General features: G+C 65.5%; 18 protein-coding genes. 14 read left to right on the forward strand and 4 right to left on the reverse strand.

The genetic code is table 11. From position 1 onward, the window contains the following. Positions 1-5: 5 nt before the first annotated feature. Together EFY87_RS02320 and uppS are read right to left on the reverse strand one after the other, a co-directional pair. Positions 6-1,355, reverse strand: coding sequence for a cytochrome P450 (locus EFY87_RS02320; protein WP_123269736.1), 1,350 nt, complete (start codon positions 1,353-1,355; stop codon positions 6-8). Between the two features lie 66 nt (positions 1,356-1,421). Beyond that, positions 1,422-2,123, reverse strand: coding sequence for a polyprenyl diphosphate synthase (gene uppS, locus EFY87_RS02325; protein WP_123269738.1), 702 nt, complete (start codon positions 2,121-2,123; stop codon positions 1,422-1,424). Between the two features lie 199 nt (positions 2,124-2,322). Here uppS and EFY87_RS02330 point away from each other — a divergent pair, with 199 nt between their 5' ends. Continuing rightward, the gene (locus EFY87_RS02330; protein WP_181445422.1) at positions 2,323-3,369 is read left to right on the forward strand and encodes a P1 family peptidase; all 1,047 of its coding nucleotides are present in this window, start codon (positions 2,323-2,325) and stop codon (positions 3,367-3,369) included. 5 nt (positions 3,370-3,374) lie between these two features. Here EFY87_RS02330 and EFY87_RS02335 read toward each other — a convergent pair whose 3' ends face one another. After that, complete coding sequence (locus tag EFY87_RS02335) at positions 3,375-4,226, reverse strand: GNAT family N-acetyltransferase (protein ID WP_123269742.1); 852 nt, start codon at positions 4,224-4,226, stop codon at positions 3,375-3,377. An 86-nt stretch (positions 4,227-4,312) separates the two neighbouring features. Between EFY87_RS02335 and EFY87_RS02340 the strand changes: the two genes are divergently transcribed. From EFY87_RS02340 to EFY87_RS02400, 13 genes are all read left to right on the forward strand, one after another. Further along, positions 4,313-5,167, forward strand: coding sequence for a tryptophan 2,3-dioxygenase (locus EFY87_RS02340; protein ID WP_425459340.1), 855 nt, complete (start codon positions 4,313-4,315; stop codon positions 5,165-5,167). 1 nt (position 5,168) lies between these two features. After that, positions 5,169-6,416, forward strand: a complete 1,248-nt coding sequence (gene kynU, locus EFY87_RS02345; protein WP_123269744.1) for a kynureninase — start codon at positions 5,169-5,171, stop codon at positions 6,414-6,416. A 570-nt stretch (positions 6,417-6,986) separates the two neighbouring features. Further along, positions 6,987-7,934 (forward strand): ABC transporter substrate-binding protein, encoded by a 948-nt coding sequence (locus EFY87_RS02350; protein WP_123269746.1) that lies wholly within the window; start codon positions 6,987-6,989, stop codon positions 7,932-7,934. Between the two features lie 32 nt (positions 7,935-7,966). Beyond that, positions 7,967-8,896, forward strand: coding sequence for an amino acid ABC transporter permease (locus EFY87_RS02355; RefSeq protein WP_158607470.1), 930 nt, complete (start codon positions 7,967-7,969; stop codon positions 8,894-8,896). A 50-nt stretch (positions 8,897-8,946) separates the two neighbouring features. Continuing rightward, positions 8,947-9,699 carry an amino acid ABC transporter ATP-binding protein gene (locus EFY87_RS02360; RefSeq protein ID WP_123269750.1) on the forward strand — a complete coding sequence of 251 codons (753 nt, stop codon included), beginning with the start codon at positions 8,947-8,949 and terminating at the stop codon, positions 9,697-9,699. Positions 9,700-9,709: 10 nt separating this feature from the next. Continuing rightward, positions 9,710-10,432 carry an IclR family transcriptional regulator gene (locus EFY87_RS02365; RefSeq protein ID WP_123269753.1) on the forward strand — a complete coding sequence of 241 codons (723 nt, stop codon included), beginning with the start codon at positions 9,710-9,712 and terminating at the stop codon, positions 10,430-10,432. Beyond that, on the forward strand, positions 10,429-11,502 hold the full coding sequence (locus EFY87_RS02370; RefSeq protein ID WP_158607471.1) for a pyridoxal phosphate-dependent aminotransferase: 1,074 nt from the start codon (positions 10,429-10,431) through the stop codon (positions 11,500-11,502). The genes EFY87_RS02365 and EFY87_RS02370 overlap by 4 nt, the downstream gene beginning before the upstream one ends. Before the next feature lie 14 nt (positions 11,503-11,516). Further along, entirely contained in the window at positions 11,517-12,566 is a 1,050-nt protein-coding gene (locus EFY87_RS02375; RefSeq protein ID WP_123269758.1) for an aromatic ring-hydroxylating dioxygenase subunit alpha, read from the forward strand. Beyond that, a complete protein-coding gene (locus EFY87_RS02380) occupies positions 12,563-13,054 on the forward strand; it encodes a hypothetical protein (protein WP_123269761.1) in 492 nt (163 codons plus the stop codon). Before EFY87_RS02375 ends, EFY87_RS02380 begins: the two co-directional genes overlap by 4 nt. A gap of 36 nt (positions 13,055-13,090) precedes the next feature. Beyond that, positions 13,091-14,074, forward strand: coding sequence for a PDR/VanB family oxidoreductase (locus tag EFY87_RS02385; protein ID WP_123269764.1), 984 nt, complete (start codon positions 13,091-13,093; stop codon positions 14,072-14,074). Continuing rightward, positions 14,071-15,444 (forward strand): FAD-binding oxidoreductase, encoded by a 1,374-nt coding sequence (locus tag EFY87_RS02390; protein WP_220093461.1) that lies wholly within the window; start codon positions 14,071-14,073, stop codon positions 15,442-15,444. The genes EFY87_RS02385 and EFY87_RS02390 overlap by 4 nt, the downstream gene beginning before the upstream one ends. 18 nt (positions 15,445-15,462) lie before the next feature. Beyond that, positions 15,463-16,680: an alpha-hydroxy acid oxidase gene (locus EFY87_RS02395; RefSeq protein WP_123269767.1), complete on the forward strand. Its 1,218-nt coding sequence runs from the start codon at positions 15,463-15,465 to the stop codon at positions 16,678-16,680. 329 nt (positions 16,681-17,009) lie between these two features. Further along, the gene (locus EFY87_RS02400) at positions 17,010-18,110 is read left to right on the forward strand and encodes an S-(hydroxymethyl)mycothiol dehydrogenase (RefSeq protein WP_123269882.1); all 1,101 of its coding nucleotides are present in this window, start codon (positions 17,010-17,012) and stop codon (positions 18,108-18,110) included. 85 nt (positions 18,111-18,195) lie between these two features. Here the strand turns inward: EFY87_RS02400 and EFY87_RS20190 are convergent, their stop codons facing one another. Continuing rightward, positions 18,196-18,366 carry a hypothetical protein gene (locus EFY87_RS20190; protein ID WP_158607472.1) on the reverse strand — a complete coding sequence of 57 codons (171 nt, stop codon included), beginning with the start codon at positions 18,364-18,366 and terminating at the stop codon, positions 18,196-18,198. Between the last annotated feature and the right edge of the window lie 251 nt (positions 18,367-18,617).

Below are 18,617 nucleotides of genomic sequence, written 5' to 3' on the forward strand. Positions count from 1 at the left end.
CGGTCTCAGGATGCAGCGCTGACGGTGTCCGGCATGCTGGAGCGGTCGGCGGCAAGAGTGAGTCGAGCGGGCAGGTGTTCCCAGCCCCGCAGCACGCGGGTGGGCCGTCGGTGGGCGCCCGGCAGGAGTTCGACGTCGCCGAAGCGGTCGTAGAACGCGCGCAGGCCGACCTCGCCCTCCATGCGCGCGAGCGCGGCGCCGAGGCAGAAGTGCCGCCCGGACGAGAACGACAGGTGGTCACGCGCGTTCGGCCGTCGTATGTCGAAACGGTGCGGGTTCTCGAAGACCTTGGGATCGCGGTTGGCGCCGGCTAGCACCGTGATGATCAGCTCGTCGGCGTCCACCTGCTGTCCGACGATCTCGGTGTCGCGGCCCACTTGGCGGCCGGTGAGCAGGACGGGCGGGTCGAAGCGCAGGATCTCGTCAACTGCGTTGGGCCAGAGGCCGGGCTCGGCCCGCAGGGATCGCAGCTGATTCGGGTGCTCGTCGAGCAGGCGAATCCCGTTGCCCAGCAAGTTGACCGTGGTCTCGAAGCCGGCGACGAGCACCAGACCCGCGGTCGCCTTGAGTTCCCGCTCGTTCAACTGAGTGCCCTCGTCACTGGCCTGCACGAGTTGGCTGAAGAGATCATCTCCTGGGTGCCGCCGCAACTGATCGAGATGCTGCCCGAGCCACGCGTCGAACGCGTCCAGCGCCTTCTCGACCCGTCGGAAGTCACGCCACGGCAGACCGAGGTCGAGGCTCGGCGCGGCGAGCGTGCCGAGATCGAGCACCATCGCGCGGTCCCGCTCCGGCACGCCGAGCACCTCGGCGATCACCTCGACCGGCAACTGCGCGCAGTACGACTCCACCAGGTCCACGGGCCGGCCGTCCGGGATCCGGTCGAGCAGGTCGGCCGCGATCTCCTCGGTGCGGTCGCGCAGCTTCTCCACCGCTCGCGCCGTGAAGACCCGAGTGACCAGCCGGCGGTAACGGGTATGGTCCGGCGGCTCGACGGCGAGCAGGGACGGCGGCTCGACCGGGTGCATCCCGTCGCGGCGTGACCACTTGCCAATGCGTCCCGGGGCAGTGTCGGCCTCGAAGAGGAAACCGGTGTGAACGTCGTTGCTGCTCAACGTTTCTCGCACAGCTTCGTGGTCGACAGTGATCCGCCCAAGCCGCCATTTCGCCAGCGGACCGGCGTTGCGGATCTCCTCGATGAGCGGCATCAGCTCCTCGGTCGTGCCACGCGTGGCGGCCATCGTCATACGCCCCTGGAGGTCGCCGCGCCGGGCCGCCGATCGCATCAGTTGGCCGGGCAGGCCGTGGCCCAGACCCCAGCGGACGCCGCGCTTGACCTGATCAGTGGGCCGCATGCATGCCTCCGGGTTTACGACAGGTGTAGTGGTTACTCCAGCGTAAGCACTGACGCCCGCATTGCGCTACCCCTGCGATGCACGGCGCCGCGCGAACTCCGCCAGCGCATCGTCGAGATCGCGCTCATCGAAGGCTGGCCACAGCTTGTCGCAGAAGACGATCTCGGCGCGCTGGCTCTGCCAGGGGAAGAAGCCGGAGATCCGTCGCTCGCCACTGGTGCGGATCACGAGATCGATGTCCTTGATCGGCCCGCCCGACAAGTGCTCGGTGATCGCAGTTTCGAGACTGGCGTCATCGGGCCGCTCTCCCACTGCCAGCATCGCGCGCACCGCATCGACCATCTCCTGCTTGGGGTCGTAACCGATCGCCAGCGTCAGGTGGCTACGCCGAGCTGCAGTCGCGGCAACGGCTTTGCGCAATGCGGCAGCGGACTGGTCCGGCAGCAGACCGAGGTCGCCGGCTATGTGCAACTGCCACTCACCCGTGTTCTGCACCTTCTGCGGCACCACCTCCTTGATGAGGCGGAACAGGTAGTCGACTTCTTCACCCGATCGCTTGCGAATGTTGTCGGCGGACAGCACGTACACACTCGCGTGCCGTATGCCGCGAGCCGTCAGCCACCCGAGCATGTCCTCCAGGTGGTCCGCGCCGTAGCGATGCCCGACGCTCGCCTGGGCGAATCCGGCCGCCTTCGCCCAGCGACGGTTGCCGTCCATGATGATCCCGATGTGGGTGGGCAACTCGGTGCTGGTCGAGGCGGTCGTCATACGTCCATTCTCACAACTCGCGCTCCCCTCCTGTAGCGCCTGCCGAGCCTGGCAACCGACGCCTTGTCCCGCCTGCCAGCCGACGGAGCGGCAACTGCTGATCGAGCGGCACACAAACGCATCGACCGGCACACACAATCGGCCCCATCGTCTGTGCCGGTCAATGCGTTTGTGTGCCGGTCAATCTAGGGTGGCTGGCATGCCCATCGGCCCCAGTTCCCGTGCACGAGACCTCGGGCTTGCGCCGGGCGGGGGCACACCCGGACCGACGAACTCGATCGTCGACGTGCCGTCCGTGCGTGTCGGGCAGGTGTCGCTGCACGAGGGCACGCGACTGCACACCGGGGTCACCGCGATCGTCCCGGACACGGTGGACCGAGCCGGAGGCCGGTTGCCGGCCGGTCTCTTCGTCGGCAATGGCTACGGAAAGCTCGTCGGCGCAACCCAATTGGTGGAGCTCGGCGAGATCGAGACGCCGATTCTGCTGACCGGCACGCTGTCTGCCTTTCGCGCTGCCGACGCGCTGGTCTCCTACGTCCTGGCGCTGCCCGGCAACGAGCGTGTCGAGTCGCTCAATCCGGTCGTCGGCGAGACCAACGACGGTCATCTCTCCGACATACGCAGTCGGCCGATCACCGAGGAGCATGTCCTGGAGGCGTTGCGCACTGCGACGAGCGCCCCGGTGGCGCAGGGCTGCGTTGGCGCCGGCACCGGCACTGCCGCGCTCGGTTTCAAGGGTGGCATCGGCAGCGCCTCCCGGCAGGTCGACCTGGGCGATCGGGGCTCGTGCACCGTCGGAGTGCTCGTGCAGTCCAATTTCTCGGGCACGCTCACCGTGGCCGGGGTGCCGATCGATGCCCAGGAGGCGTTGGGAGCGGACGCGGATCACGCTGTCCCGCGCGGGAATTCATGCATGCTCGTGGTCGCTGTCGATGCCGGTCTCGACGCACGACAGCTGCGCCGGGTCGCTGCCCGCGCCGTATTCGGTATGGCGCGAGTCGGCTCCGATTTCGCGCAGGGCAGCGGCGACTACGCGATCGCCTTCGACGTCGGAGCAGCCTCCGACATACCCGACACGAAGCTCAACCCGATCTTCTTCGCAGCGCAGGAAGCCACCGAGGAGGCGCTGCTCGACTCGCTCTTCCTCGCGACCACCACGCAGGGGGCCGACGGGCACGTCAAGCACGCAGTGCCGCTCGACTTCGTGATCGAGAAGTGCGCTATGGCAGGCGTTTTCGATCGCTGACCGGGTCAGGCGAAGGTGACGCGCAGGTCTTCGCCCAGGTAGCGGTAGCCGAGTGCGCGGTAGATCTTGTTCGATGTCGGATTGGCCAGATCGGTGTAAAGCATGCAGGTGTGCCCGCGGCGCTGCTCGCGGGCACTCGCGGCTGCGACGATCGCGCTCGCGTAACCGTGGCCACGGTGCGCCCGCGGCGTGTAGACGCCGGAGACCCGCACGACACCGCCGAACGGCATGCTCGCCCAGCACATCGCGACCGGTTCGCCGTCGACGACCCAGAGACTCACGTTGCCGAGATCGATCTGCCTGCGCGCCGTTGCCACCGCATCGCTTTCGCCGTCACCGGTTTCGAGCAGGAATGCCGCCACCCAGGATGCGACCAGTTCGACGTCCGGCTCGTGCGCTGCCCGTCGCTGACCGGCGACCGGCCACGGTAGGTGGACCGCCACCGGCAGGTCGTACACGCCCATCGCTTCCCGTCCGCGCACCCGCCTACCGCCGGCCGGAAGATAGTGGTCGAGGAACTCCTCGACGGCCTTCTTCGGACCGGTGACGCCCGGAACAGTCACCGCCGTTGCGATCAGCTCGCCGGCGAGCGCCGCGATCGCGCTCGGTACGTGTTGCGGCAAGTTGATCGGGTGCGGCGGTGTGCACATCGCGACCAGCACCGGCTGCCCACCTGCGGCGCTCACGACCCACCAACGCGGGTCGGCATACCGGCTCGGCTCGCTCACCAGCGACGCTGTGACGGTCGAAAACACCGAATAGGACACGGGGTTCGCCGCTACCAGAGCCGCCGCGGCCTCGATCGCACTCTCCGGGTCGCTGACGACCTGCACGCTCCACTTGCCGGATTCCGTCATCTCAGCATGCTGGCAGACCGCACCCCCAGGACGGAACGGATCGACCACTGCCAGACTGGCACCGACAACGAAAGGGGATCGGGACTGTGTCCATCGCAGACGGCGAGCGGCCGATCGAAGAGGGTGTGCGCACCGATTTCCGCTCGCGGATGAACTACGGCGGCTACCTCGACCTGGACAAGTTGCTGGACGCCCAGCACCCGGTGAGCGAGCCCGTGCATCCCGACGAGCTGCTCTTCATCATTCAGCACCAGACCACCGAGCTGTGGTTCAAGCTGGTGCTGCACGAGCTGGAGGCCGTGCGCACCCAGCTCCAGGAGGGCGACATCAGCCGGGCCCGGAAGGGAATCGCCCGGGTGAAGCACATCTTCCGCACCCTTGCCGAGCAGTGGTCGGTGCTCGCGACGCTCACGCCGAGCGAGTATGCCGAGTTCCGTGGCTTCCTCGGCTCCGCCTCCGGTTTCCAGTCCTACCAATACCGTTGCGTCGAATTCGTGCTCGGCAACAAGAACGCCGGCATGCTGAAGGTCTTCGAGGCCAGCCCCGAGCACTACGGCGGGCTGCGTTCGCTGCTGGAGTCCCCGACCGTGTATGACGCCTTCCTGCGCTGCCTCGCGGCTCGCGGACACGACGTGCCCGCCGAGATCCTGCAACGCGATGTCACCAAGGCATGGGTCGAACACCCAGAGCTGGTGCCGGTTTTCACCGCTATCTACGAAGCGCCGGACGCGCACTGGGCGGAGTATGCGATGTGCGAGGACCTGGTCGACCTGGAGGACGCGTTCCAGTTCTGGCGCTTCCGGCACCTGCGCACCGTGCAACGCACCATCGGCTACAAGAAGGGCACCGGCGGAAGTTCGGGCGTCGGCTTCCTGCGCCGTGCGCTGGACCTGACGTTCTTCCCCGAGCTCTATTCGGTCCGCACCGAGATCGGCAACTGACATGGACTCCGACATCCTCACCCAACTCCCGGATCGTCTTGTCGCGGAAGCGAAATCGCTGGACGCTGGTGACCCGCTTGCGGCATACCGCGACGAGTTCGTGCTGCCCGAGGGCGTCGTCGCCTACCTCGACGGCAACTCGCTCGGCCGTCCGCTGGCAACCACGCGCGACCGGCTGGCGGGCTTCGTCGACGCCGACTGGGGTGAGCGGCTGATCCGTTCCTGGGACGAGCAGTGGATGGACCTGCCGTTGCAGCTCGGCGACCGCATCGGCCGGGTCACGCTCGGTGCCGCGCCCGGGCAGACGGTCGTCGCCGACTCCACCACGGTGCTGCTCTACAAACTGTTGCGCGCGGCCTTGACCGCCCGCCCCGGACGCACCGAGATTGTCGCCGACACCGAGAACTTCCCCACGGATCGCTATGTCGTGCAAGGCATTGCGGCCGAGCTCGGTCTCACCGTGACGTGGATCGGCCCCAATCCGGCGGCCGGTGTCACGGTCGAGGAGGTCGAGACTGCGGTCTCCGAACGGACCGCGGTCGTCCTGCTGAGTCATGTCGCCTACAAGTCGGCATACATCGCGGACCTGCCGCGCATCACCGAGGTCGTGCACGCGGCCGGTGCCCTGGCGATGTGGGACCTGTGCCACTCCGTGGGCCTGCTGCCGATCGGCTTGGACGACGCGGGCGCCGATCTCGCGGTGGGCTGCACCTACAAGTATCTGAACGGCGGGCCGGGCGCGCCCGCCTTCGGGTATGTCGCAACGGCGTTGCAGGACAAGGTGACTCAGCCGATCCAGGGCTGGATGGGACACGCTGAACCGTTCACGATGGGTCCGTCATTCCGTCCGTCGGACGGGATGCGTCGCTTCATCAGCGGCACCCCCCCGGTGCTCGGCATGCTGCCCATGCAGGACATGCTCTCGCTGGTCGAGCGTGCGGGCACCGACGCGATCCGGGAGAAGTCGATCCGGCTGACCGAGTTCGTGATCGACCTCGCCGATGACACTCTCGCGCCGCTGGGGGTCACCGTCGCGTCACCGCGCGACCCGGTTGTTCGCGGCGGTCACGTCACGCTCGAGCACGATGCGATGCAGAGTGTGATCGCGCAGTTGTGGCAGCGCGGCGTGATACCCGACTTCCGGCGTCCGCGCGGGCTGCGCGCCGGGATGTCGCCGCTGTCAACGAGTTTCGTCGAGGTCGCCACCGCGGTGGCGCATCTGCGGGCGATTCTCCGGGAGCACCAGTGACGGCAGGCGCCCGGCAGGTAACGTTCCTGTCAGGGCCCGCAGAGCGGGCCAGACGACAAGCCTGGTTCGTCCACCTGATTGGCGGGATGGATATCCCAAATCAATGCCGAGTACGCGGAATTGATTTGAGCACGACCTGTGGTCTTGCGGCACCCGGTCGAGACTCTGGGCGCCGGTTGAGTCGAGGAGGTGCCCGGTCTGCGTTTTACCTGTCGAATCGGTGACGTTGACAACATCGCCACTGCCCCGGCAAAGATTCTCATCGTTCGACCCCTACTGCCTCAGAGGAGGCTCGATCGATGAGGGCGGGGCGACGCCGGTCTTCGACGCGTCGGTGGAGGTCGTGCAAACAACAGTCCGCGCTCCGGGAGCCGTGGCCGACCCGACGCGAGCGATCCGTGGTGCGGTTGGGCAATCTCGAGTCCTGGTGCGCAACCCATTTCGCCGATCTCACATTCTGAGATCGGCGTTACTAGTTCACGAAGGCCATTGACGGTCCACCGATCACCGCCCTAGCCTTTCCATATTCATGAACGCCGTTCATATATACGGACAACAACGGAGCCCCCCATGGTTGAACACGTTCGCCGCTTTCATCGCCGCGCAGTGGTTGCCGCCCTGCCTGTCATCGCTGTTGCGGTGGTTGCAGGGTGTGGTAGTAGTTCTCAATCTTCCGGCCGCTCGGCCCACTCGGGCGCCGGCGGCAATGGCACGCAGGCGATCGGTGCCAAGGCGCCGCTGTTCGCACAACTCCCACCAAACATTCAGAAGGACAAGACGATCCAGCTCGGTTCATCGGTCGACTATCCACCGTTCGAGTTCTACAAGGCGGATGGAAAAACGCTAGACGGTTTCGAGCCTGCCCTCGCCAGCCTGCTCGAGAAGCAGTTGGGTGTTACGTTCACCTGGAATAACGCTAGTTTCGACACGCTCTTCAGCGCCTTGAAATCGGGTCGTTACGACATCGTCTATGGCGCGACTAACGACACAAAAGAACGTGAGCAGAGCTTCAATTTTGTCGACTATCTGCGCTCCTCTCAAGGGTTTGATGTCTTGAAGGGAAACCCAAAGAAAATCAAGTCGGTCGATGATCTATGCGGTAAGACTATCGCTGCGGTCCGCGGCGGAATACAAGCGCAGTACTTGGCAAGCAAATCCAAAGACTGCACGGCACATGGCAAGGCGCCACTGACGCCGATGGTGTTCACAGGGAACGCCGAGGAGCAGCTCGCTGTTCGCGAGGGCAAGGCAGATGCGCTTCTCGAGAACTACCCCACGGCCGTCTACTTTGCCCAGAAATCGAACGGGATCCTGGAGCTGGTTCCAGGCCTGCAGGTTGAGAAGCAGTATTTCGGCATGGTTGTGCCGAAGTCAAGCACGAAGCTGCGTGATGCTCTGATGAAAGCGTGGCAGGCGATCATCTCCGATGGCTCCTATCGGAAGGTACTCATGGAGTGGGGGCTCGCCGACGTCGGGCTCGACAAGCCGCTCATCAATGCCGTCGCCGCAGGAAAATGAGCAATCGGTCGACCGGAGGCAGGAGCAAACCCATGATTTTAGCAGACGAGGAGCACTTCGGCCAGCCAACCGCGCTGACTGGGAAGACGAACGACGTCAGCGTGCCGGTCAAGGTTGTGGCGGTGCGGCGCTATGGGACCTGGGCGCTCGGCCTCGCCGTGCTCGCTGTCCTCGCCTTCGTCGTGCGCGCGTTTGCCCGGGCCAATATCGAATATTCCCTAATTCCAGGGTATCTGGTCAACCGATCGATCCTGACGGGAGTCGCGCATACGCTTGAACTCACCTTGTTGGCAATGGCTGTCGGGCTTGCTCTCGGTGTTATGACGGCAGTCATGCGGCAAACGCACAATCCTGTGTTACGCGGTGTCGCGCTTGGCTACACGTGGCTATTCAGAGGTACTCCGTTATTGGTGCAGCTATTGATTTGGTTCAACTTATCGATCGTTTTCAAGAACCTGAGTTTCTTCGGACTCTACTCCACACCGATGAACACGCTGATGACCCCGTTCGTCGCCGCGCTCCTCGGTCTCGGCGTCAACGAGGGCGCCTACATCGCCGAGATCGTTCGCAGTGGCATCATCTCCGTCGATGACGGCCAGTCCGAGGCAGCTGCTGCACTCGGTATGCCGCAATCGCTCACTATGCGACGGGTCGTACTGCCACAAGCGCTCCGCGTTATCGTGCCACCGCTCGGCAACGAGTTCATCGCCCTGCTGAAGTATTCGTCCCTCGCCTACACCATCTCCTACACCGAACTACTGCAGTCGGCCAACAAGATCTACACGACCAACTTCAAGGTGATCGAATTGCTCTTTACGGTCTCCATCTGGTATATCCTGCTGACCACCGTCTTCACCGTGTTCCAGCAGATACTCGAACGCCGCGTCGGACGCGGGCACACCCGACCGACCGAAGGCATCGGCCGACGCTTGGCCGTCAATCTTATGAGGTTCCGCCGATGACGACGGTCACGAAGCACCATGACACCGGCTCCACACGTGGGTCCGGCCCTATGATCGAGGCAGTCGACATCCACAAGCGGTTCGGACATGTCGAAGTGCTCCGCGGCATCGACCTCGAAGTCGCCGCAGGGGAGGTCTTCTGCCTCATCGGTCCGTCCGGTTCGGGCAAGTCGACCTTCCTGCGCTGCATCAACCACTTGGAGACGATCGACGCCGGCAACTTGCGCGTCGATGGTGACCTCGTCGGTTTCGAGCAACACGGAAATGTGTTGCACGCGTTGCCGGAGAAGAAGATTGCGCGCAAGCGCGCGGAAATAGGGATGGTCTTCCAACGCTTCAACCTCTTTCCACATATGACCGCGCTGCAGAACGTCATGGAAGCGCCGATCCGAGTGCGCAAGGAGAGCCGGACAATCGCGCTGGAGCGTGCCCTCGCGCTGCTGGACCGGGTCGGCCTGGCCGATCGCCGGGACAATTACCCGTCCCAGCTGTCCGGTGGCCAGCAACAGCGCGTCGCGATCGCACGTGCACTGGCCATGCAGCCCAAGTTGATGCTCTTCGATGAACCGACGTCTGCGCTCGACCCAGAACTCGTCGGGGATGTCCTACAGGTGATGCGCAGCCTGGCCGAAGACGGCATGACGATGGTGGTCGTCACCCACGAGATGGCCTTCGCCCGTGATGTCGGCGACGCACTGGTCTTCGTGGACGGCGGCAGAGTCGTCGAATCAGGGCATCCGCGCGACGTCCTAACCAATCCACAACATCCACGGACTCAGAGTTTCCTGAGTCGTCTCGGTTGAGGGGAACCACGTGAGCAACTCCGTCACACGAGCCACCCATATCCTGCGCCTGCTGGCCGAGTCGGGCAAGCCGCTGTCGTTGTCCCAGATGACCGCCGAACTCGGCATACCCAAGAGCACGGCACACAACATCCTTGGCTCGCTGGTGCAGGCAGGCTTCGTTGACGTCTCGGAGACGACGACATATTCGATCGGCCTGGCTGCGTTCGAGATCGGCTCCGCACATTTGCGTGGCCGCAGTACGATCAGTGTTGTCGCGCCCGAGCTGGCACGGGTCACCCGGACGCTTGACATCACCTCCCACTGGGCAGTGCTCGACGACGCCGACGTGGTCTACCTCTGCAAGGAGGATCCACCCGGGCGAGCTATCCAGCTGGCCAGCTCACTTGGAGCCCGGTTGCCCGCACCGACCACAGCCGTTGGCAAGAGCTGTCTTGCCTGGCTGTCACAGGACGACCTCGCGACCATTCTGTCCGCCGGATCGCACGACGATGTCAAGGGCATCAGCGCGGAGATGGCCAGGGTTCGCGCCGCTGGCTACTCCACGGACGACGCGATCACGGCCGCCGGCATCCGCTGCGTCGCCTCGCCGGTCTTCGACATGACCGGCCCATGCGGCGCCATCGGCGTCAGCTACCTGCGCGACGCCGACCTGGACGCCGACGCCGTGGCGGCCGAGGTCATGCACGCCGCCGCGCGCGCATCATCGATCCTCGGGGGAAGGACGCCATGAGTATCGATGCCCGCACCTGGCTCGATCAAGTCCCGCCATACCGTCCGGGCCGCAAGGCGCTCACCGAAGACGGCTCGATGGCATCGAACGAGTCACCGTTTCAGGTGAGTTCGAACGTTGCCGCTGCGATCACCCACGAGATCAGTCACATCCACCGATACCCCGATCCGCTCGCGGACTCTCTGCGGCACGCCCTGGCCATCGAACACAACGTCGACCCCGATCAGATCCTGGTCGGCAATGGCTCGGACGAACTCATCTTCCTGCTGGCGATTGCGTTCCTCGCCCAACGCGGCCACGCCGTGTGCGCGGACCCCGCATACCTCATCGACAAGATCAGCACGCTCATCGTCGGCGGTCGCGTGACACAAGTGCCATTGAAAGACTGGAAGCACGACCTGGACACCATGCGCGATGTGCCCGCCGAAATCGGCTACGTCGTCAATCCGCACAACCCGACAGGCACCACGCACCGCTTCCAAGAGATCTCCGAGTTCGTGCATACCTGCCGATCGCAACTCGTGGTCGTGGACGAAGCATACGTCGACTTCGCCGACGACCCCGACTCGATCACCGCCATGCCACTCGCCCGCTCCGGGGAAGCTGCCGTGCTGCGGACCTTCTCCAAGGTGCACGGAGTAGCCGGTCTCCGGATCGGCTATCTCGTCGCCCACGCCGACGTGATCACGACCTTGCGCAAGATCCGCGCGCCGTTCTCCGTCGGCACGCTCGCTCAGGCGGGTGCCCTTGCGGCGCTGCAGGATCCGGCACACAAGAGTCGGTCCCAGGCCCATACACGCGCGCTGCGATCGCAGGTCCAGGACGCGCTCCGCGAAGCCGGGCTCGAGATCGTGCCCTCGCAGGCCAACTTCGTCCTGGCTCTCGCAGCAGACGAGTCCGGCCTGGTCGACCGCCTCTCGGAGCACGGCGTCTCCGTACGTCCCGGCAGTTCTCTCGGTTTGCCGGGGACCGTCCGGGTCAGCGTTCCATCAGCGGGTGGCCTGCAACTCCTGCGGAAGGCGCTCGGATTGCCGGACGCTTCCACTCCGCCTGTCCTCAGCTCCCACTAGAAAGGGTCTCCACGATGTTCATCAAAAACGCCTGGTATGTCGTCGCCTGGTCCGAAGAAGTCACCCGCGAGCCGCTCGCCCGCACCGTTCTGGGTGAAGAAGTGATGCTCTACCGCACGCAGGACGGTAAGCCCGTCGCACTCGCCGACCGGTGCGCGCATCGCGCCTATCCTCTGTCGGCAGGCCGTGTCATCGGTGACAACATCCAGTGCGGCTATCACGGGTTCGAGTACGACTGCTCCGGGATCTGCGTGAAAGTGCCTGCGCAAGAACGCATCCCGCAACGCGCAGTTGTCACGAGCTATCCGGTCCATGAAGCGCACCGCTGGGTATGGATCTTCATGGGAGACGCAGAGAAGGCCAACAGCACCCCGGTGCCCGACAATCACTGGATGACCGACCCCGCATGGGACCGCGTCACTCATACGCGGCTTATCGAGTCGAGCGCGGAGCTGATCCACGACAACCTGCTCGATCTGACGCACGAGTCATTCCTGCACGAGTCGTCGATCGGAGACGATTCCGTCTTCGAGAACGGCGTCACGGTGGAGGCGAGTCCGGGTCGCATCAGCGTCGACCGCTGGATGCCCCATTGTCACCCATCCCCGTTGTTCGAGAAGGCAACCGGGCTGCAGGTGGTCGACCGGTGGCATACAACCGATTTCCAACTGCCCAGCCTGCACACGATCCATGCCGGCGTGGTGGAGCCGGGCGGCGACCGGGCCGACGGTCACCTGCTCGAAGTACTCAATGCCATTACACCGCAGACCGAGTCGACATCCTGGTATTTCTACGGTTTCTGCCGCAATTTCAACGTCGGCGATCAGGATCTCAACGACCTGCTCAGCACCAGCCTCGGACAGGTACTCGATGAGGATGCGAATGCCCTTGCGTTGCAACAGACTCGAATGGAAAAGCGGCCACAGTCCGCGCCCGACGTGCTCATCGGTCAGGACGCGGGCGTCGCCAAGGCTCGTCGGCTGCTGGCCCAGCTGCTGAAGGCCGAGTCGGAGCCGGCGGGTGCCGACGACAGCGCCTCCCGCGAGCCGCAGCGCGCGTCGTGAGGCTGCTGCTGCGCCAGGCCGTGCACCGTGCGGTCGTCGACGGGATCGAGATCGCCGCGTCACCGGACACACCGGACCGCGAACCATGGCTCTGGCAGGTGCGTGTCCTGGATCGAATCCTCGACGGTGAACCAGTGCCGGCCGATCGGTCGCGCGACCGGATCGGCCTGCCGTGTCGTGGATCATCCGCCGTGCTGGACGTGCTCGCGCACGGCAAGTCGATCACAACGACGACCGAGTTGCTCACGGTGCACGAACCAATGAAGGTCACCCGCGACACGGAAGAAATCGCCGTACTCATCGTGGGACGTCAGTCCGTTCTGGTGGAAGGCCGTCACCGACTTCACGAGCTCGATGCGCTCGTCCTCGAAGGCGACGACCCGATCTCCTTCGAGATCGCGCCCGGCGAGGACGAGACCCACGAGGTCCCGGTCGGACTGGTCCGCCTGCGATCCACCACGACCAAGCCCATCAGCTGGGTGCCCTGACCGGCGCCCTGGCCCCGAAGCGAGGCACGAAGAACCATGCTCTTCGAACACGTCGAAGAAGACCTGCGGCTGCGCGTCCAGTCGATGTCCTGGGAGTCGGAGTCGGTCCTCTCGGTGTGTCTCCGGGCCCTCGACGAATCGTTGCTGCCGTCCTGGCGACCGGGTGCTCACATCGACTTGCACCTGCCTGCCGACGCCACCTCCGAACGAGTGTTGATCCGCCAGTTCTCCTTGTCCGGCGCCCCCGAGGACCGCTCCCACTGGCGGGTGACCGTGTTACGGGAGCCGGAAGGCGGCGGTGGTTCGGAGTATGTGCACGACCGGCTACGACCCGGGGACATCCTCGACGTAGTGGGTCCCCGCAACAACTTCGAGCTACATGACGCCGACGAATACCTGTTCATCGCCGGTGGAGTAGGGATCACGCCCATCTTGCCGATGATCGAGTCGGTCGAGCGCGCCGCAGCTCCATGGCGCCTGATGTACGGCGGCAGGTCACGCCGGACGATGGCGTTCGTCGCCGAGCTCGAACGGCATGGCTCGAAGGTGACAGTCTGGCCGCAGGACGAGCATGGGTTGCTGGATCTGGACGCCTTCCTCGGACGGCCGCGCGACGGTGTCGGCATCTACTGCTGCGGACCGGAAGGGCTGCTGGCAGCCGTCGAGCAGCAGTGCGACTCGTGGCCGGATAGGACCTTGCACTTGGAGCGATTCAAACCCAAGCAGCAGGCGCCCCACGACCCCGACGAGGAACAAGCTTTCGAGGTGGTGCTCGAACGGTCCGGCACCACACTCGCCGTGCCGTCCGGTATGAGCGTGCTCGAAGCGCTCGAGAATGCCGGGATCGAACCGCTCACCTCCTGCCGGGAGGGCATATGCGGCACCTGCGAGACAAAAGTGCTCGCCGGGACGCCCGACCACCGTGACAGCCTGCTGTCCGACGAGGAGCGTGCCGAAGGCGGCACGATGATGATCTGCGTCGGGCGGGCACTCTCTGAGAAGCTGGTGCTGGACCTGTGACGAAGACCATCGATCTCACTGATCTGCGGGAGGAGTTGGCCGGGAGCCGGTTGATCGTGGATCCCGACGTCATCGAGGCATACCGGCGGGACCAAACCCTCGTGGTCGAGCCCGGCCATCCCGTCGCCGTGCTGGTCGCGGAGTCCACCCAGGATGTCGCGGCCGCCTTGCGCTGGGCAGACCGGTGTGGCATACCGGTCACTCCGCGCGGGGCGGGCACCAGCCTGGCGGGAGGTGCGGCAGCAGCGGACGGCGGGCTGGTGATCTCACTGGCAAAGATGACCGCCATCCGCGAGCTTCGGGCGGAGGACGAGCTCGCGGTCGTAGAGGCGGGGGTGGTCACCGCTGATCTGGACCGGGCGGCCGCGAGGCACGGACTGATGTACGCGCCGGATCCCTCCAGCCACGAGATCTGCACCGTCGGCGGCAACGTGGCGACCAACGCGGGCGGCCTACGGTGCGTGAAGTACGGCGTTACTCGCGATGCCGTTCTCGGACTGGAAGTGGTGCTGGCCGATGGCCGCGTCATCCTGACCGGCCGGCAGACCGTCAAAGGCGTGACGGGTCTGGATCTGACGTCGCTCTTCGTCGGGTCAGAGGGCACGCTGGGCATCATCACTGCGGTGACCGTGCGGTTGAGACCGCGACCGAGGCATCCGCCGGTGACGGTCGTCGGTGGATTCGACACGCTGCGGGCTGCCGGTGACGCGGTCGCCAACATCATCCGAGACGGGGTCGACCCGAGCCTCTTGGAGCTGCTGGACGGCCCCACACTACGGTCCATCGACGAGTGGAAGCACCTGGGGCTCGACGGAACCGAGGCGATGCTGATCGCTCAGGTGGACGGATCCGATGCCGACGAACGGGTCGACGAGATCGAATCGATCTTCGCCAGGAACGGCTCGGACACGGTCGCGATCTCCTCCGACGAGGCCGAGGCCGCGCAGCTGCTGGAGGTGCGGCGGCTCGCCTATCCCGCAGCCGAGCGCCTCGGCCACACCCTGGTGGAGGATGTCGGCGTGCCGCGCTCCCGTCTTCCGCAGCTGCTGGAGACCATCGAGCAGACCGGGAATCGACACAGCGTGACGATCCTGACCGTCGCGCACGCCGGCGACGGAAACACGCATCCCACATTTGTTTTCGAGCCCACCGAGTCCGGCGACGCGCCCCCGCAAGTGTGGGCGGCGGCCGACGAGATCTTCCGTGCGACCCTTACCCTGGGAGGAACACTGACCGGCGAACACGGCGTCGGTCTGCTGAAACAGCGGTGGCTGGAGCTCGAACTCGGTGCGGACACCGTCGACGTGCAACGAGCGATCAAGCAGACACTCGACCCGCACAAAATACTCAACCCGGGCAAGGCCATCTGACGTAGAGGACCATCTACTGTGAAACCACAGGAAATCGGAGCGCTCGTCAAGCTCCGAAAGCCGCAGCCGCGCCCCACGCAGCGTGTCCTGGAGCGCTCACGGACGATCGAGGATCTGCGACGGGCCGCACACCGCAGATGGCCTCCGGGAGTGCGCGACTACGTCGAAGGCGGAGCCGACGGCGAGGTCAGCTTGCAACGCAATCGCGATGCCTACGAGCGGCACTCATTCTTACCGCGCACTCTTCAGGATGTGTCCGACGTCGACACGACGGCCAACCTGCTCGGAATGCGCAGCGCGCTGCCCATCGCGCTCGGCCCGACCGGCTACACCCGGATGATGCACGAGCGGGGCGAGTCGGCAGTCGCCCGCGCGGCTGCCCCGCTCGGGATCCCCTACACACTGTCCACAATGGCAACCACGAGCGTCGAGGATGTGCGTGCCGTGTCAGCAGGCAACCTGTGGTTCCAGCTGTACGTCTGGCGCGATCGCGGGCTGATGAGAGACCTGATCGCACGTGCAGCGGCCAGCGACTACCAGGTCCTCATGCTGACCGTGGACACTCCGGTAACCGGCCTGCGGCTGCGCGACAGTCGCACTGGTTTCACCATCCCGCCGCAGCTGAGCCCGTCGACGATTCTCGGCATGGCCGCACACCCAGCCTGGTGCGCGCGCATGCTGGCAGCGAAGCAGATCACCTTCGCCAATATCCCTGGCCACCAAGCGGATCCGGCTGGGGTCATGGAGTTCGCAGCGGCACAGTTCGATCCGACGGTCAGCTGGGACGATCTTGCCGAGATCCGCGAGCTGTGGAGGAGACCCATGATTGTCAAGGGGCTGGCGCAACCGGACGACGTCCGGCGTGCCGTCGACCTCGGCGTGGACGCAATCGCGTTGTCCAATCACGGTGGACGGCAACTGGATCAGTCCGTCCCGCCGATCGACCTGGTCAGCGAGATCCGTGAGATCGTGAGCGATTCTGTTGACATCCTCGTCGACTCCGGCATACGACGCGGCTCTGACGTGGCAATCGCCGTTGCACGCGGCGCAACTGGTTGCCTCGTCGGCCGGCCGTATCTCTACGGGTTGGGTGCTGCCGGTGAGGCCGGGGTGCGTGCCGCGATCGGTATACTCGGTGACGAGCTGCGCCGTGCCATGCAGCTACTGGGTGTGCCGAGCCTGGCAGCGCTGGCCGCGGACGGCCGAACCCTCGTACATCCGGCCTCGGCCCGCTGACGTGCCGGGCAATCTCGAAGCTGCGACGACCGTGCCGCGGATGCCCTTCGGCACAGCCCTCGTGATCGAGCCCACCGCGAGGCGCTCGCACTGCTGGGGCCGACGTCACTGCGCGATCCGACAATCCGCGTGGTCGCGTAACCCTCGAGTGCGAGACGATGCAGCACGTGATCTGCGACTGTGGCACTGTGACGTCAAGCCCGCTGGCCGAGCCGCACACCTACCGAGCCAGGATGCCTCGCACCGTCCATCGACTTCGTTCGTATGCCTCACCGCGATGATGCACACGTGCGAGACCCCAGCAACGCGTAGCAATGACAGGAGAGACCATGCAACAGGTGAAAGCCGTTGTCGCCACGGCGAAGGGCGAGCCGGTCAGCATTGCGACGGTGAACGTGCCCGACCCCGGCCCGGGTGAGGCGCTGGTCAAGATTCTGGCGTGCGGGGTGTGCCACACCGACCTGCACTACCGCGAAGGCGGCATCAGCGACGACTTCCCCTTCCTGCTCGGTCACGAGGCGTCCGGCATCGTCGAGTCGGTCGGCCCGGACGTCAGCGATGTGGCACCAGGCGATTTCGTGATCCTCAACTGGCGCGCTGTGTGCGGTGAGTGTCGTGCGTGCAAGCGCGGAGAGGCGCAATATTGCTTCGCCACGCACAACGCGAAGCAGCAGATGACGCTGGGGGACGGCACCGCGCTCAGCCCGGCGCTCGGCATCGGCGCGTTCGCCGAGAAGACCCTCGTGGCTGCCGGACAGTGCACCAAGGTCGACCCGTCGGCGCGGCCGGCGGCGGCCGGGTTGCTCGGCTGCGGTGTGATGGCCGGCCTGGGTGCCGCGATCAACACCGGTGGCGCAACGCGCGGCCGGTCGGTAGCCGTCATTGGCTGCGGCGGCGTGGGTGTCGCAGCAGTCGCGGGCGCGGTCCTGGCCGGCTCGTCCCCGGTGATCGCGGTTGACATTGATGCGCGAAAACTGGCTGCTGCCAGGGCTGCCGGCGCCATGCACACCATTGACTCGTCCGCGGGCGACCCGGTGGAGCAGATCAAGCAGATCTGTGCCGAGACCTACCCGGGCGCCGAGGGCGCCGACATCGTCGTGGAGGCGGTCGGCCGTCCGGAGACCTGGAAGCAGGGTTTCTACGCCCGCGACCTCGCCGGCACCCTGGTGCTCGTCGGCGTCCCGACGCCGGACCTCACACTGCCCGAGCTGCCGCTGATCGACGTCTTCGGACGCGGGGGCGCACTGAAGTCCAGCTGGTATGGCGACTGCCTGCCCAGTCGTGACTTCCCGATGCTGATCGACCTCTACCAGCGCGGGCGCCTCGACCTCGACGCGTTCGTCACCGAGGAGATCGCGCTCGACCAGGTCGAGGAGGCTTTCGACCGCATGCACGACGGCACTGTGCTGCGGTCGGTGGTGGTGCTCTGAGTCGAAGGTCCGTCCTTCTGCCGGAGCGCTCAGGCGGTCCGCCGGTGCTCCGAGCTCGGCTGACGAACGCCGCGGGCTGGACCGGTCACCGAAGCGCTTGAAGCTCCGACTCCACGGCGTCGACCGCAGTCGGGTCTCCGTCGTAGTAGGCCTCCCAGATTCCAAGGGCGAGCCACGCGGCTGGGGCGAGTTCCAGCACGCCACCTTCCCCGATCCGAGCGGTCCAACTCTCCGGAATGGCGCCATCGACCGTCATGAATTCGCCGAGTCTTCCGGGCTGCGACGACGGTCGGCATGAGCGACGCGGTGAGCCGGCCAGGTCACCCGGCCCGCCTCACGTCGGCCGCTCCTAGTAGACCGTCGCATCTAATGTTGTGGGTATGGGTGCCTCAGAGTTTGGGGAGCGACACGCTACTAGGGCGTGTCCTGTGAATCGTTGCGTAGCCAGAGGATGATGCCAGCGATGGTGACTTCGGCGGCGTAGTAGGCGGCGCGTTTGGCGTATCG

Origin of the sequence: Flexivirga caeni (assembly GCF_003724155.1) — a bacterium.
In the GTDB taxonomy this organism is placed as follows: Bacteria; Actinomycetota; Actinomycetes; order Actinomycetales; family Dermatophilaceae; genus Flexivirga; species Flexivirga caeni.

What these genes read in the sequence shown, in the direction of transcription:
- EFY87_RS20190 (WP_158607472.1), bottom strand. Translation starts at nt 18,366, where the DNA reads ATGACGGTCGATGGCGCCATTCCGGAGAGTTGGACCGCTCGGATCGGG.
- EFY87_RS02400 (WP_123269882.1), top strand. Translation starts at nt 17,010, where the DNA reads ATGCAACAGGTGAAAGCCGTTGTCGCCACGGCGAAGGGCGAGCCGGTC.
- EFY87_RS02335 (WP_123269742.1), bottom strand. Translation starts at nt 4,226, where the DNA reads ATGACGGAATCCGGCAAGTGGAGCGTGCAGGTCGTCAGCGACCCGGAG.
- EFY87_RS02360 (WP_123269750.1), top strand. Translation starts at nt 8,947, where the DNA reads ATGATCGAGGCAGTCGACATCCACAAGCGGTTCGGACATGTCGAAGTG.
- uppS (WP_123269738.1), bottom strand. Translation starts at nt 2,123, where the DNA reads ATGACGACCGCCTCGACCAGCACCGAGTTGCCCACCCACATCGGGATC.
- kynU (WP_123269744.1), top strand. Translation starts at nt 5,169, where the DNA reads ATGGACTCCGACATCCTCACCCAACTCCCGGATCGTCTTGTCGCGGAA.
- EFY87_RS02385 (WP_123269764.1), top strand. Translation starts at nt 13,091, where the DNA reads ATGCTCTTCGAACACGTCGAAGAAGACCTGCGGCTGCGCGTCCAGTCG.
- EFY87_RS02330 (WP_181445422.1), top strand. Translation starts at nt 2,323, where the DNA reads ATGCCCATCGGCCCCAGTTCCCGTGCACGAGACCTCGGGCTTGCGCCG.
- EFY87_RS02320 (WP_123269736.1), bottom strand. Translation starts at nt 1,355, where the DNA reads ATGCGGCCCACTGATCAGGTCAAGCGCGGCGTCCGCTGGGGTCTGGGC.
- EFY87_RS02375 (WP_123269758.1), top strand. Translation starts at nt 11,517, where the DNA reads ATGTTCATCAAAAACGCCTGGTATGTCGTCGCCTGGTCCGAAGAAGTC.
- EFY87_RS02355 (WP_158607470.1), top strand. Translation starts at nt 7,967, where the DNA reads ATGATTTTAGCAGACGAGGAGCACTTCGGCCAGCCAACCGCGCTGACT.
- EFY87_RS02370 (WP_158607471.1), top strand. Translation starts at nt 10,429, where the DNA reads ATGAGTATCGATGCCCGCACCTGGCTCGATCAAGTCCCGCCATACCGT.
- EFY87_RS02350 (WP_123269746.1), top strand. Translation starts at nt 6,987, where the DNA reads ATGGTTGAACACGTTCGCCGCTTTCATCGCCGCGCAGTGGTTGCCGCC.